Annotated in this window: 11 protein-coding genes and 1 pseudogene; 3 read left to right on the top strand and 9 right to left on the bottom strand. The window is 40.6% G+C overall.

All coding sequences use genetic code 11. The annotated features are described in order from the left end of the window. Positions 1–631 precede the first annotated feature (631 nt). The 5 genes and pseudogenes from VB732_RS02135 to VB732_RS02155 form a co-directional block, all read right to left on the bottom strand. On the bottom strand, positions 632–967 hold the full coding sequence (locus VB732_RS02135) for a XisI protein (protein WP_323229150.1): 336 nt from the start codon (positions 965–967) through the stop codon (positions 632–634). Beyond that, a pseudogene (locus tag VB732_RS02140) lies at positions 955–1272 on the bottom strand (element excision factor XisH family protein); the annotation flags it as partial. The pseudogene VB732_RS02140 and the gene VB732_RS02135, both read right to left, overlap by 13 nt. 152 nt (positions 1273–1424) lie before the next feature. Then, the gene (locus tag VB732_RS02145) at positions 1425–1547 is read right to left on the bottom strand and encodes an element excision factor XisH family protein (protein WP_416235721.1); all 123 of its coding nucleotides are present in this window, start codon (positions 1545–1547) and stop codon (positions 1425–1427) included. A 341-nt stretch (positions 1548–1888) separates the two neighbouring features. Further along, complete coding sequence (locus VB732_RS02150) at positions 1889–2380, bottom strand: Dps family protein (RefSeq protein WP_323229151.1); 492 nt, start codon at positions 2378–2380, stop codon at positions 1889–1891. 103 nt (positions 2381–2483) lie between these two features. Continuing rightward, on the bottom strand, positions 2484–2747 hold the full coding sequence (locus VB732_RS02155) for a ParB N-terminal domain-containing protein (protein WP_012410090.1): 264 nt from the start codon (positions 2745–2747) through the stop codon (positions 2484–2486). Between the two features lie 265 nt (positions 2748–3012). Between VB732_RS02155 and VB732_RS02160 the strand changes: the two genes are divergently transcribed. The 3 genes from VB732_RS02160 to VB732_RS02170 all read left to right on the top strand — a co-directional run bounded on the left by VB732_RS02160 (position 3013) and on the right by VB732_RS02170 (position 7411). Continuing rightward, positions 3013–4602: a SpoIID/LytB domain-containing protein gene (locus VB732_RS02160; protein ID WP_323229174.1), complete on the top strand. Its 1590-nt coding sequence runs from the start codon at positions 3013–3015 to the stop codon at positions 4600–4602. 368 nt (positions 4603–4970) lie between these two features. Next, positions 4971–5846: an SDR family oxidoreductase gene (locus tag VB732_RS02165; protein WP_323229152.1), complete on the top strand. Its 876-nt coding sequence runs from the start codon at positions 4971–4973 to the stop codon at positions 5844–5846. A gap of 56 nt (positions 5847–5902) precedes the next feature. Then, on the top strand, positions 5903–7411 hold the full coding sequence (locus VB732_RS02170; RefSeq protein ID WP_323229153.1) for an HlyD family efflux transporter periplasmic adaptor subunit: 1509 nt from the start codon (positions 5903–5905) through the stop codon (positions 7409–7411). Positions 7412–7809: 398 nt separating this feature from the next. Here VB732_RS02170 and VB732_RS02175 read toward each other — a convergent pair whose 3' ends face one another. The 4 genes from VB732_RS02175 to VB732_RS02190 all read right to left on the bottom strand — a co-directional run bounded on the left by VB732_RS02175 (position 7810) and on the right by VB732_RS02190 (position 14770). After that, a complete protein-coding gene (locus tag VB732_RS02175) occupies positions 7810–9489 on the bottom strand; it encodes a S8 family peptidase (protein ID WP_323229154.1) in 1680 nt (559 codons plus the stop codon). A 699-nt stretch (positions 9490–10188) separates the two neighbouring features. Beyond that, the gene (locus VB732_RS02180; RefSeq protein WP_323229155.1) at positions 10189–12891 is read right to left on the bottom strand and encodes a type I secretion system permease/ATPase; all 2703 of its coding nucleotides are present in this window, start codon (positions 12889–12891) and stop codon (positions 10189–10191) included. Continuing rightward, positions 12840–13622 (bottom strand): peptidylprolyl isomerase, encoded by a 783-nt coding sequence (locus tag VB732_RS02185; protein ID WP_323229156.1) that lies wholly within the window; start codon positions 13620–13622, stop codon positions 12840–12842. The genes VB732_RS02180 and VB732_RS02185 overlap by 52 nt, the downstream gene beginning before the upstream one ends. A gap of 353 nt (positions 13623–13975) precedes the next feature. Beyond that, positions 13976–14770 carry a TIGR00297 family protein gene (locus VB732_RS02190; RefSeq protein WP_323229157.1) on the bottom strand — a complete coding sequence of 265 codons (795 nt, stop codon included), beginning with the start codon at positions 14768–14770 and terminating at the stop codon, positions 13976–13978. Between the last annotated feature and the right edge of the window lie 173 nt (positions 14771–14943).

Here is a 14943-nt window from a genome sequence, read left to right on the forward strand (position 1 = left end):
AACAACCTAGCCAAACCAAGCTGGATGACTAAGGAACAACAATCAACAGTCAGAAATAACTGGAAAGAGAGTCGCCTTGAATTCATACTAGACTCTCTAGCCGGCTGGAGAGTCTAGAGAATTTTAAAAGTTTTTTGCTAAACTTCAATTTTCTTTACAGATGTAGTATATAAATCCATAAAAATACAAAATACTACAATTGCCCTAACGATTTATTCAACCTAAATCAGAAAAACCTATCCAAGAAAATTAGGACTTACGCAACTGGCATATTATTTTCAGTTCGTAGTGAGGACTAAAGTCCTCTCTTCTCTACGAGAGGCAACTCTATCAGAGACGCTAAGGCGAACGCCAACGAGACGCTACGCGAACAAAATAAGGGCCAAAGCCCTTACTACAAACTACAAATCCGATTTTTTGTGACACTTGCGTAAGTCCTAAAAATCTATGAGATAATTAATTTAAATAAGGTATTAATTCAAAATATCTAATGCAAGAAGGCAAAAAGCAGAAGGTAAGAAAGCTAATTGTATAAGCTTTCTTACCTTTTTAAACTGGATGTTATTTCTCCCACATTGCAGCAGATTGGGTACAGCATTAACTGCTTATGCTTAATATTGAATGGATTGCATTACGCTACGCCATAATCTGTATACTGACGTTTGTAAGGGGCTTGTAAACCCAAGACAATATCCTCTCGTGGTACTCCCATCATCACTAATTCCTCTGCTGGATTGCGATCCGTTAAATTCTGTTGCAGCCAGATTTTGCCATCTTTAATATCAAAATGTATCACGCATCGATAAATACGATTAAATCCTTGCCATCCTACATTCATCCATTGATAATGATTGCGTTCTGTGTCTAAAATGAGTTGGACTTCGACATCGTTATCCGAGACATCATCAGTGGCATAGTTTGTCAACAGTGTTTTAACATACTCTTGATATTTTGCTAGTTTATCCACTGTACAATCACCTCATTTTTCGGCTCGTAAATAATTAATAGTACCTGATACTGTTTTATCGCAGTTTTAGTAAACTCAAGTTGAAAAAATGTTTTGTACGTATCCAATGGAACCGCTAAGTATAATACTCGCTCTGGTTCATATCCTGCCAATGCTAGACGGTAACTAAGGAACTGTCCCAAAGCGGAGTAAAAATCTGTAATTGCAGAGGGGTTTAAAAAGCTTTTGATTTCAATTGCTATTTTTTCATTTCCTTTTTCTGCGGCAATTATTTTATTTGCGCCTAAATCAATTTGGAAGTTGACCGTTTTTTTAATTAAAAATTAGTGAAGAAGAATAATTTTTAATTAATTTTGGGTACTGAGCTACCACTAAATCTGCATATTTAGTGGCCTACAATCAGTGGTGGGTTCAAGCCCCAAAAGAATTGCAATTTTTAATTTTACATTTTTAATTTTTAATTGGAGCGAAGCGACTTGACTTCCCCAAATTTAAACTTTAATGGATCGCTCGTAATTATCCATTGTTCTTTTTGCAAAGCTTTTTTAACTGATTCATGAAAAATATCTTTTGCAGACACAGTTATAAAAAATATTTATAGATTGCGATTCCACTAATATCATATCTGCCAGATCCTCTGAGTAGCATAGCCCGCCGCGTACAAACTGATTCAGTCTGTGATTGAGCTACAGGTTGAGGTAGAAATGGTGGACGTTGTGGCGCAATTGAGTCCTGTGTTGACCTTTAAGGCGTAGCCCCTAAATAAAAAGCCCCTGGTGTTGACCAGGGGTTATCCATCTTTATTCCCTGATATTAGAATCGCATCAGTGAAGCTATGGCAAATCCGTACTAATGCAATTACTGCATAAGTTTAATGAAATTTTTGCAATCGGCTAGTTAGATAGAGAAAAAAGGTTGTCTCTATTCTTCCAGTAAGCTTCTTAGCATCCAAGCTGTCTTTTCGTGTACTTGCATCCGTTGAGTTAATAAATCGGCAGTAGGTTCGTCGTTAACTTCCTCTATCACGGGGAAAATAGAGCGTGCAGTTCTGACTACGGCTTCTTGTCCTTCCACTAATAAGCTGATCATTTCTACAGCTTTAGGAACTCCTGGAGTTTCTGCAATTGAACTCAGTTTGGCATATTCACTGTAGGTTCCTGGTGCGGGATAGCCAAGCGCTCTAATTCTCTCTGCGATTAAGTCAACGGCTAAGGCTAATTCTGTATACTGGGTTTCAAACATCAAATGTAAGGTTTGGAACATCGGCCCCGTGACATTCCAGTGGAAATTATGAGTTTTCAGATACAGTGTATAAGTGTCAGCCAACAGGCGAGATAAACCCTCGGCAATTTTAGCCCGACTCGCCTCGTCAATGCCGATATTTACATTTTTGACTGTTACTTTCGATGACATAATTTTCTCCTAATTAAGTTATATGTAATTGGGGGTTGGGAATTGGCAAGAAAATTAAGTTCCCATTCCCCATTACCCATTACCCATTCCCCATGCCCATTATCTATGCCAAGTGCATCTTTAAAACGCTGCGGGGTGCTTTACGGACTCTGGCTAAAACGGTTTCTTTGCCTAAACGCTGGCAAGCCTCATACCGATGACAGCCAGAAAAGCCATAATATTGTCCATCTACTTCTAGGACATCAATAGGTTCTTGTTGCCCAATCTCCGCAATCGATTCCATTAAGGCTTGCACTTTATTTGGATCGTTTGCACGGGGCAATGGCCGTTTTATCTGATTTAATGGAATTTCTTGGACTCTAACCATAAAGAGTTTATCCAACTAGTTCTGTTTTGTGTCTCTAAATAAATCATAGTCATTATGACTTCGTTTTGCAACTGGTATTTAGGGCAAAACTGGTAATGGTATCATTGGAGCGCTCATGCGACAAAAAGACCGTGCTGCAAAGCAATTGGAAAATCAGATCCAACGCCGCATTAGGGGGCAGAAAACGCTCTCTACGAGACGCTGCGCGAGCGATTACTCACTATCGCTCCTCTACAAAACGCTGTGCGAATGCTATCAGGTAGCCATGAAATTTTCTTTTTGGCGTTTTTCCCACACTACACTGGCAACATTTTGTCTCTTGGGACTAACTGCTGCATCAGGCCCTGAGAGTAACATCCGGGATATGGAACTGAAAATTGGGATTGTGCAGCGATTTGGCTCACAACCAACAGCTAAATTGCAACTGGAACCCACAAAAGGCGATCGCTTAAAGCTAAAATTTAAAGCGGGCAACAAGCAGCAAACTCTGGTGACAAATAACCCTGTAAAGCTGGAAACAGTCATGCAGGCTTTACCCCAGCCAGATGTTGAAGAAATGGTAGTCTTAGGCATATATCGCACTTTTGAAACTGCGGAAGACAGTGCTAATAAATGGCGTTCTCAGGGAATAGAAGTGGAAATTGCCCAGCCAGAACGCTGGCAAGTTTGGGCTAAACGAGATGTTTATAGCACTCCTTTACTGCGCCGCTTGCTATTGCAAAACATCCAAGCTTCCACGAAAGAGAAAGTATATCTTGATACAAAAGTTTTAAAACAAGTGCCGCGAGTTAGTTGGGTGGTGGATGGTAAACGCTATAGCCCAGATGATTTGGAAATCAGCACTGATAAAAACTTGATTCGGGTGAATAAAAGCGAAAAACCAGAAAATGCTCGTCTTTATGCTGGGCAATTGAATTTGCAGCCAAATGCTTATGGCACATACACTTTAGTTAACCAAGTACCCTTAGAAACTTATTTACGTGGGGTTGTGCCTTACGAAATAGGTATAAATGCACCAACGGCGGCGCTAGAAGCCCAAGCAATTCTCGCTCGGACTTATGCTTTAAGAAATTTACGCAGGTTTGCCGCAGATAACTATCAGTTGTGTGCTGATACTCACTGCCAAGTTTATTATGGGCTAAATGGAGCGGCTGCCAAAACAGACCAAGCGATCGCTTCCACCAGGGGTAAAGTAGTAACTTATAAAAACGAACTAGTAGATGCCCTGTATTCTTCCACCACAGGCGGCGTTACTGCTTCCTTCAGCGATGTCTGGAATGGCGACGATCGTCCCTATTTGCGCCCTGTACTAGATGCTGCGACTAACTTTTGGGACTTGTCTAAGCAGAGTTTGACAGATGAAAAGAACTTCCAAAAATTTATTAATATCCAACAAGGATTTAATGAGAGTAAGTGGGATGCGTTTCGTTGGCAAAAAGAAACCCCTTTAGAGGATATTATCAAGGACTTGCAGAAATTTTTGCAGGTGAAAAAAAGTCCTCATGCCAACTTTAAGACAATTCAGGCGATGGCAGTGGTAAAGCGAAGCGAGAGTGGACGCATCCTGGAACTCGCCGTCAAAACTGATAAAAGTACCTTTATTCTCCATAAAGACGAAGTTCGCAGTGCCTTTGCTGCTCCTATAAGTACGCTTTTTTACCTAGAACCTCTGAATAAAGGCAAAGCAGAACTGTGGGGATATGCTTTTATTGGTGGTGGATTAGGACATGGAGTTGGCTTGAGTCAAACTGGCGCTCAAAATCTAGCAAAACTAGGTTGGTCAAGTCCCAAAATTCTCCAATTTTACTATCCTGGTACTCAGATTCAAATTATCAACAAAGAGATTAAATTTTAGGCTGCTCGCCATTGCTAAGTTGCATCTATCTTTAGCACTGCAACAAATTAAGCAAGTTAAAGGGTTAAAATTCTCTGACCTTAACCAACTTTGGGGGTTTAAATCCCCGTCATAAAACGTAATTGCGAATTGCGAATTGTTTTAACTTATCCCCCACATCCTTGTAGGATGTGGGGGATCATTTTTGAGGTATTAAGATAAATAAGGTGTGACCAATTGGCTTAGTTGGCGTGAGGATATCTTGAGCATGGGAACAAAGTATAAAAAAATGCTCATATCTTTGTTTAAGTATTGATAAACGGGTCTTAAACATATATTGAGCATTTTGACAATTATCAACACTGAAAATATTCAATTTAGGTATTTATATGTTTCTAGTAACTGGAGCAACGGGAGGAATTGGTCGTAGAGTTGTGCGACTTCTACGGCAACGAGAACAGTCCGTGCGGGCATTTGTCCGCCTGACTTCGCGCTACAGCGAGTTAGAACACCGGGGTGCAGAAATCTTTATCGGTGATTTGCTGCGAGAAAAAGATATTGAAAAAGCTAGTCGGGGTGTGAAGTACATTATCAGCGCTCACGGCTCTGATAGCGATGCTCTATCCTTAGATTACAGCGCCAATATTGAACTGATTGACCAAGCAAAAGCCAATGGCGTAGAGCATTTTGTCTTTATTTCCGTATTAGGAGCCGATCGCGGATATGAAGATGCTCCTGTGTTTAAAGCTAAACGAGCAGTAGAGAGATATTTGTCAGCTAGTGGCTTAAATTACACAATTTTACGCCCATCTGGATTAGCATCTAACTTGCTGCCACTGGTAGAACGATTTCGGGAAACGGGATTATATCTGCTAGTTGGCGATCGCAAAAACCGTACTTCAATTGTCAGTACCGATGATTTAGCCAAAATGGTGGTTGATTCTGTAACAGTTACAGGCGCTCGTAACCAGATTTTACCAGTGGGAGGCCCGGAGATTTTATTACGAGAAGATATTCCCCGGATTTTTGGTCGGATTTTCGCCAAAGAGCCAGTAATAATTAACTCACCACTATTTTTTGTTGATGGGTTACAAGGTGCATTGGGTTTATTTAATCCCCAAATCCAAAAAGCTTTAGGAACTTATCGCACATTGCTAGCAAATGAATTTTTCTGTACAAAAGATGAAATTGCCAATTTGGAAGCGATTTTTAACTTTAAATTGGAGACATTAGAAAACTTTTTGCGGCGCTATCTAGCAGTTTGAATAGTCATTAGTCATTGGTCATTAGTAAATAGCCAAGGACAAATGACAAATGACAAATGACAAATAACAAAGGACAAAAATATATGGTAAATGCTGCTCAAGCACGTCAGACAAAAGAACGATTCGCCCAACCAGAGGAACAACTTACTTATGAATTGGGGAAAGCGGTACAGGAATTGCCACCCCTGTATACGAGATTATTAGCGGGAACAATCAGCTTTATCGTATTCGGAGCGATCGCTTGGGCGTATTTTTCGCAAATAGATGAAGTAGCAACAGCGCCAGGGGAATTAATTGCTTCCACCCAGGTAAGACCGGTGACATCTTTAGGTGGAGGGTCAATTGTCGCTGTTAAAGTACAAGAAGGCGATCGCGTTACCAAAGGTCAAATTCTGATTCAAAAAGACCCAGACTTGCAAAAAAGCGATGTTCTCCGCCTAGCCAAATCTACTAGATTAATTCAAGACGATTTGCAACGTTTGGATGCAGAACGTGTTGGAGGCAAAACTACTGGGACGAAACTACAAGATGAACTTTTAACCTCACGCCTCCAAGACTACCAAGCGCGTCAAGCAGGGGCGGAAGCAGAAGCAAATCGCCAAATTGCACTTATCGATCAAGCCAAAGTTCGCTTGACTAGATTGCAAGACAACTTAGTTAATGCTAAAAGCAGCTTTACTAATGCTCAAACAAACCTTGCCAACGCAGATAGCATCCGAATCAAAATTGAAAGTAATTTGGCTCTCGCTGAAGAAAGGGAAAAAAGCTTACGTACCCTAATTACTCCTGGTGCTGTACCTCGTGTTGATTACTTGGATGCTCAAGAAAAATTAACTCGCGCACAGACAGAAATTACCAGAGCGCAAGATGAAGTGACTAACGCGCAAAATAGAATCACACAGTCTAAAGATAAAGTCACATCATTAGAAAGAGATATTGCTGCTCAAGTCCAAGAAATTCGCCAAGCAGAACAAGCTTATAATGCTGCACGCAGTCAGGCCCAGCGTGTAGCATCAGAACGCCAAAGTGAAATTTTGACGCAGTTTAACAAACGTAAAGAAGAACTAACAACTGTTCAAGGTCAATTAGAACAGGCGAGGAAGCAGCAAGCTTTAGAAACGATTGAGGCTCCAGTTGCTGGTACGATTTACAGAGTCAAAGCCACCAAGGGGCCAGTCCAATCTGGTGAAGAATTGGTATCAATTTTGCCAGAAGGGGAAGAAATGCTTCTAGAGGTGAAAGTTCTCAACCGCGATATCGGATTTATTCGTCAAGGAATGAAGGCCAAGGTGAAAATGGCGACTTTCCCCTTCCAGGAATTTGGTATTGTGGATGGCGAAGTCATGCAAGTCAGTCCGAATGCAATTGTTGATAAAGAATTGGGCTTAGTTTTTCCTACAAGAATTAAGCTAAATAAACATTCAGTTAATGTGCGTGGTCAAGAGGTAGAATTCACACCAGGAATGTCTGCTACAGGTGAAATTGTCACTCGTAAAAAGTCAATTTTGACATTCATTACCGAGCCTGTGACACGGCGATTCAACGAGGCATTTTCAGTAAGATAGGTTTGTCTAAAGGGTTTAGCATTGCTATAGCGTTTCCTAGTCTGGTGAGGTACAAATCTCTGCGTACCTCTGCGCTTTACTTTGTCTTGAAAAGTTGTTCATGGGGGAAACCCCCAAGACCACACTTTTCGCTGCGTCCCTTTGCGTTTCAAAATATTCTCTTTACCTCACTTAACTGGGAAAAGAAAATTCAAAATAAATTAATGAAAACTAGACAATTTTTTAGTGGTTAGGAGGGCAGCAAATCCTAGCAAGATTTTGCTGCCCTTTGAATTTACTGAAACTCTCCTATGTGATGAAGATTTTAGTTCATTTCTTCCTGATTCAGGCTCGTCAATGATTGAAATGCGTTTGCTCCAAGAGAAGTTTGTCAAACTCACATTAAATCACTATAATTTTCAACCAAGACCTAAATATTTTCTAATCTGTTCTAATTGTTTTAATTGTTTTTGCATTTGCTCTATTAGTTTGTCAAAATCAATATTATTCTCATTACTTCCGATATTGATTCCATTGAATATCTTATTATAGTCTAGAGTCGAAGACCATAATTTTAGATTAACTGATGTATCATTACCTTCGGATGATGTTAGATATTTTGTTGTTTCTGTAATTGCTTGATCAATTACAGAAGCAACATCGGAATTATTCAAACTAGAAATAGTCTCTGGTGTCAAATATTTTGCGCTTTCTGTAATTGCCTTACCAATGACAGAAGCGACATCGGCATTATTCAAAGTAGAAGTAGTCTCTGGTGTCAAATATTTTGCGTTTTCTGTAATTGCCCGATTTATTGTAGAATCAAAATCGAAATTATTGAAACTAGAGATACCTTGTGCTGTAAAATATTCTCCTGTTTTTGTAATGGTCTGACTCGACAGAGAACTGACATTAGAAATATTCAAATTAGAGTTTGTACTTTGTGTACTATTTCCTGCTGTTTCTGTGACAATCTCACGGACTTGGCTATCAGTCAGACTGGAGTTAGCACTCAGCATTAGGGCAACTATCCCAGCAACGTGGGGAGTAGCCATAGAAGTGCCGCTATAAGAAGCATATTCATTATTTGGAACTGATGAATAGACTTTGACTCCTGGAGCGGTGACATAAGAGATTTCATTCGTTCCAGAGCGGTTAGAGAAGTCGGCCATATTATTATTGCTATCTACTGCTCCAACAGCAATTCCCGACTTGGATGCATAGCGAGCGGGATAGTCTGGTGATGATTCACCATCATTACCTGCTGCCATGACTACAATTACTCCTTTGCTGCTGGCGTAGTTAATGGCTGACTCTAGAGTTCTATTGGCAGATCCGCCTCCTAAACTGAGGTTAATCACATTCGCTCCATTATCCACTGCATAGCGAATACCTTTAGATATGGAACTATAAGAACCAGAGCCAGAGTCATTCAAAACTTTCACTGCCATAATCTTGGAATCATAAGCAATACCAGTGACACCGGAATTATTATTTTCTCCTGCGATCGTGCCGGAAACATGAGTACCATGACCATTTTTATCTAGGGTATTGTTATTTTTCTCTGAAAAGTTCCACCCGTAATTATCATCAATATAGCCATTGCCATCATCATCTATGCCGTTACCTGCAATTTCTTTGGTATTCGTCCAGATATTATTTTTTAAATCTTCGTGGTTGTAGTCAACTCCGGTATCTACAACAGCAACAACAACACCTTTACCTGTGTATCCCTGTGCCCAGACTTCTGGTGCTTTAACAAGGTCTGCTCCCCAATTATTGCCGCCAAGATCGGCAACATCAGCAAAGGTATTCTGATTAGTAGCTTTAGCCACTGCTGCTGCTCCATTAATCAAGCCATAGCCATTAGTGGAATTATAACTTTGTGTACTGAAAGTATTAGTAGTATTGCTGCTATTTTCCGAGTCACTATTCTTTAGCAACTGCACATCCAAATCGTCTGGGTTGTAGCTACTACGTGTGCTTAAGTTAAGGCTGGAATCATTCTTAGTATTAAATGTATCCAGTGAAGAAGTTGAAGTAAGATTTAAACTTTTATTATTAGAAAATGAATTGTTATTAGTACTATCATTGAGCATAAGTATTTTCTCAAAATCAACAATGTTTTTTAACAGCTTAAATTGTAAAAACTTTTTTCAAGCAAAAGTTTTTATATGTAAATAAGCTGTATTGTTAATAATTACTATGAAATTTCAGAATAAAATGCTAATTATATTACCAAAAAAAATAGGATGATAATTATGCTTTTGGTGAGAATTTATACCGATTTTTTTATTAAATTAGGTAGCATCTGAATAATTAAAAAACCGCAGAGACGCTGAGGGCACAGAGGAATAATGTCATGTCCGGTTAAATAATTGTCATTGCGTACCGCCCTTGGCGTTCCCGCAGGGCACGAAGTGAAGCAATCCCAAGCCTTTGCGATTGCTATCTCTACGAGACGCTACGCGAACATTCCACTTCGTTGCACTCGCAATGACGTATCATATCATGTTCGAATTAATACTTATGTCATTGCAAGCGTTGCGCGGCAATCCCAAACCTTTGCGATTGCTATCTCTACGAGACGCTACGCGAACATTCCACTTCGTTGCATTCGCAATGACATATTATAAGTAATTTGCCGGACATAATATGATTCTGATAGAAACGGATTTTATATCAGATATTTAGAATAAAATTAATTATAAAATAAGCGACAGAATGAGCAGCAAGTGCCACTCATTCTGCCTCTTACAGGAATTTTATTTTACGTCTGAAAAACGGCAATAATCTTATTAAATGTTTGCTTGCTGCCGTTGATATAGTGACCAATACAAACCTTTTTGTTGCAACAACTGCGAGTGAGTACCACGTTCAGCAATTACACCTTGCTCTAAAACTAAAATCAAATCTGCACGTTTAAGAGGAGCAAAGCGGTGAGCAATGAGAAACACGGTACGGTTAGCGGAAACTTTTTGCAGGTTTTGTAGTACTTGTTGTTCAGTTTCACTATCCAAAGCACTGGTAGCTTCATCCAAAACTAGAATCGGCGCTTGGGAAAGAAATAATCTTGCTAGGGCAATACGTTGTCTCTGTCCACCAGATAAAGCTGTACCGCGTTCACCGACATTGGTTTCATAACCGTAGGGTAATTGACTGATGAAGTCGTGGGCTACTGCTAGTCTTGCCGCCTCTACCACTTGTTCTGCGGTAATGTCGGGACTACCGAGAGTGATATTTTCCAAAATAGAGCCGTTGAATAAAAAGTCTTCTTGGAGAACTACACTAACTTGTTGTCGCAGTGAGGCTAAATCGGCACTTTTAATATCAAAACCATCAATGAGGATGCGTCCTGATTCAATTTGATAGAGGCGTTGCAATAGCTTAGATAGGGTACTTTTCCCAGAACCACTACGTCCGACAATGCCGACAAATTGCCCTGGCTCGGCATTAAAAGATATTCCCCGCAGAATTGCTTCAAAGTTCGGCCGGTAGCGGAAAAATACTTGCTCGAAGGTAATTTGTCCTTTCAGGGGTGGTAAAACTAGACCAGTTCCTAGTTCAGCTTCTGGGGAGACGTTAAGAATATCACCAATGCGATCTACAGAAAGTAGTACTTGTTGGAGGTTTTGCCATAACTGTACTAAGCGCAAAAGTGGGCCTGTGACTCTACCAGAAAGCATTTGAAAGGCAACTAGCTGTCCAATTGTCAGCTTTTGTTCGATGACTAATTTGGCTCCAAACCAGAGAATCAGCATGGTGGAAAAATTGGTGAGGAAGTCACCGATATTGCTGCTGATATTGGAGGTGGTAGAGGCTTTAAAACCTGTACGGATGAAGCGGGCAAATAAGCCTTCCCAGCGATCGCGGGCGACTGGTTCGGCTGCATGGGCTTTAACTGAATGAATCCCGGTGATTGTCTCTACTAGAAACGATTGACTATCAGCACTCCGGTTAAAGGTTTCGTTGAGCCAGTTACGCAGAATTGGTGTTGCAACTATCGTCAAAGTCGCAAACAGTGGCAGTACTGCTAAGGCGACAAAGGTAAGCGGGATATTATAGTAAAACATCAATGCTAGATACACCACAGCAAAGATGCTATCTAAAATCACAGTTAATGCTGTACCTGTGAGAAACTGACGAATTTGTTCGAGTTCCTGGACTCGTGCGACTGTATCGCCAACGCGCCGCGACTCAAAATAAGCCAAAGGCAAACGCATCAGATGGCGAAATAGCTGTGCTGATAAACTTAAATCCAGACGACGGGCTGTATGGGTAAAGATGAATAGGCGCAGGATACCAAGTATGGACTCAAATATGGCTACACAAAGAAGTGCGATCGCCATCACATCAAGAGTCGGCAAACTCCCCTGCACCATCACTTTATCAATGACGACTTGGGTAATTAGTGGTGTTGTTAACCCCAAAAGCTGCAAGGTAAAAGATGCTAATAATACTTCTGTTAGCAATCCCTTATATTTCCAAACTGCTGGGGTGAACCAACTGAGGTTAAATGTTTCCTGTTTAGATATGAGTTCTACTTGCCACAATCGTCCATCCCACGATGCCTCAACTATGGACTGCGGTACACTTTCACAAATGCGATCGGGGTTTAGAGGATTAGCGATAATTAAGCGATCGCCTTTAACTCCATAAGCTACCACCCAGGATGGACTCTGGGGTGAGTCAGAATTCCACAACAGTAAAGCTGGAAATGACAACTGTCGCAACTCTCCCCAACTAACCTGTAACCGCCGCAACACTAACCCTAACTTTTCTCCTGCTTCTACAACTTGTTTTGGGTGTTGTCCTCTGAGTTGACGCTGCACCCATTCCAGTTGCACAGAGTTTTCTAACTGCTGCGCTACCATTGTTAAACAAGCAGCAGCAGTGTTCCAGCTTGCAACAAACGGATAATTTGAGACGATTGAATTTGCGGCTGGGAGTTGTCTTTGAGGTTGAATACTGTGGGGGCTGGAAGTCCCGTTTGAGACTGATGTTACTGAAGGAGTGGAAGAGAAGGAAAAAGTCTCTCTCTCGGACTCCATATTCACTGGCAATACTTGCCAAAATTCTTGAATTTGTGGGTTAGAAAATTCTGTCCACAGGGCTGTATCCCAATACACTACTACTACTTCTTTGCTAGCAGCTACAGCTTTAAAATCCGCAGACAGCTTTTGTAAATCACCAAACCAATCCCCCATATCTAGGGCTGCTAGAGGTTTGCCAACTCCTTCTTCTCGTAAGCGAACTTTTCCAGCCACAATTAAAAATTGGTAACGGCCAACATCGTTTGACCAAATTTTCTCTCCCAAACGATATTGACGAGTTTGACACTCATTTTCTAATTGGGATTGTTGTTCGGGAGTCAACCAACATAATGGTGGCTGACTCCAAGGCAAAGAAGCTAGCACTTTTAATCGTAAAGATTCATTATCCAGAATTTTTAACTCACTTGTAACTTGACTGTCAGCTTTTGAATTTTCTCTGCTAGCCATTTCTCAAATAACTCATTTTGTAGTGCTTGCTTGAGTTGAGTATCTTCTAAAGACGCTGGCAGAAATTGTTCTACTCGAAACAAACCATAAGGTCCTTCTCCTTGGGGAGAGTCTTTGCCAACGATTTCTATTGGGCCTATTAATTGTCCAGGACTTGCCACATCAATAGTTGCCCGTAATATATCCGGCATACTTCCTCGGCTGACTATCCCCATCATGCCGTTTACAATTCGGTCATCCGAAAGGGAATACTCTTTAGCTAGTTGCTCAAAACTACCTCCTTCTTCAATTTGGGTGTGTAGTTCGTCTGCCAACTCTCGATTATCAACAACGATCCGAGAAAGTACTACCCGATCCAAAAAGATTTTGCGTTCAATAAAATATTCTGAGACTTTTTCTTGGGTCACTACAGCTTTCAGCTTTTCTAACTTGTAACCAAAAGTAACCGATGTGTGAAATGTAGCGTAATCTGTGTTATTGGTCTTTAACCATTCTTGAAAACTTTGGGGATCGGTGAGTTGATTTTTTAGTCTAAAGTCAATAATGGCCTGTTCGGTTATTGCTGTACCAATTTCAATATCGTCTCGTGTTCGGATTTCTTCCTCAATTACGTGCTGACGGAGAATATCCCCAATGAACTGCCCCAATTTCCCCGAGGCTTGCAGGTACTTTACAGCTTTCTCAATAGAAATTATTTGGTCATTAATTGTCAAAAATGATAAAGATTCCATGAATTAATTATGTGAAAATGGTTAAACACTTAATAGGAATTTTAAATTAAATCATATAGAGATCATCTGGTTGCTGATGAATAAAAATCATAAAGATTCCATGAACTAATTACATCTAAATGGTCAAAAAATTATATAGCTACTAAATACAATAATTTCCCATGATTATGTTTACAGTCTAGCGGGGGCAAAACAGGATTGAAAATATCATCGTTAGTGCAGTAGTAAAGCAGATTGCCTCTTTTCTACTATTGCCTCTTATAAGTACTGTTAGCAGCCGTGGATTAGCCAGTGCTGAGTGGAGAATCTTACTTCTCTACTCAGTTCTCGGACTGTTTTGCCCAATTCCCAATTCAAATGATATTTACCCATGCCCAGGAAAGTAGCACAGCTGCGATCGCACCGATTAGCGTATTAAAAATATTTACTACTTCATTGGTCAGCCAAGTATACTTAGATTGCAGTGTTGCCCCGATTACACTTTCTAAGTTAGTGGCAATAAATGCTGCCAGTACACACCAAGCGACTCCTAATAGATCAATTAAACCAACTCCCCAACCAACAAATGCGATCGCCACAGAAGCCACAATCCCAGCTAAAGTCCCCTCCAAGCTTACCGCTCCTTCTGTACCGCGAGGCACTGGCTTGAGTGTGGTAATTAGAAAGGTGCTTTTGCCATAAGCTTTACCAACTTCACTGGCAGTAGTATCAGCTAGTTTGGTACTGAAACTCGCTACATAGCCTAGCAATAATAAGGACTGGAGATTGGGGACTAGGGATTGGGAATTAGGTACAAGAAATCCCGAATTTATTATTCCTACTCCCAAGGCACACAGCGCCCCTGTCAAAGCGGAACCCCAAACATTCTCCGGCCCCCTCGCCCCAGAACGCTTTTCGGCAATTCCTTCAGCTTCTTTTTCCGCCATACCGATGCGGGTAACGCCAGAACCAACCAGAAAATAGAACATTACTACTGCATATCCTTGCCAGCCTAGAGTTACCCAAATCAAGATGGCCAGAAACCACGCATGGAATGAGCCAGCAGGGGTAAGTAGCTTTTTCGGAGCAATCCAAGCTAAACCCAATAGAATTGTGTTTAATACTACCGCCACCAACCAGGGATTAACAGAACCAATTAAGGAAGACATCAGCAATTAATCATGAGTAATTTTGTCTGAACATCAACAGAATAACGAATTTGTCATGCTTAGTGCTTAATTTCTGAAACCTCTCCAGCTAAAGTAATATGTTTGTATTATTAACTAAACTGCATCTGCATCACCCTTAAAGCTGAGTCTAAAACCACAAACAACCTATTAGA

This window comes from Nostoc sp. UHCC 0252 (assembly GCF_034931145.1).
Taxonomy (GTDB): domain Bacteria; phylum Cyanobacteriota; class Cyanobacteriia; order Cyanobacteriales; family Nostocaceae; genus Nostoc.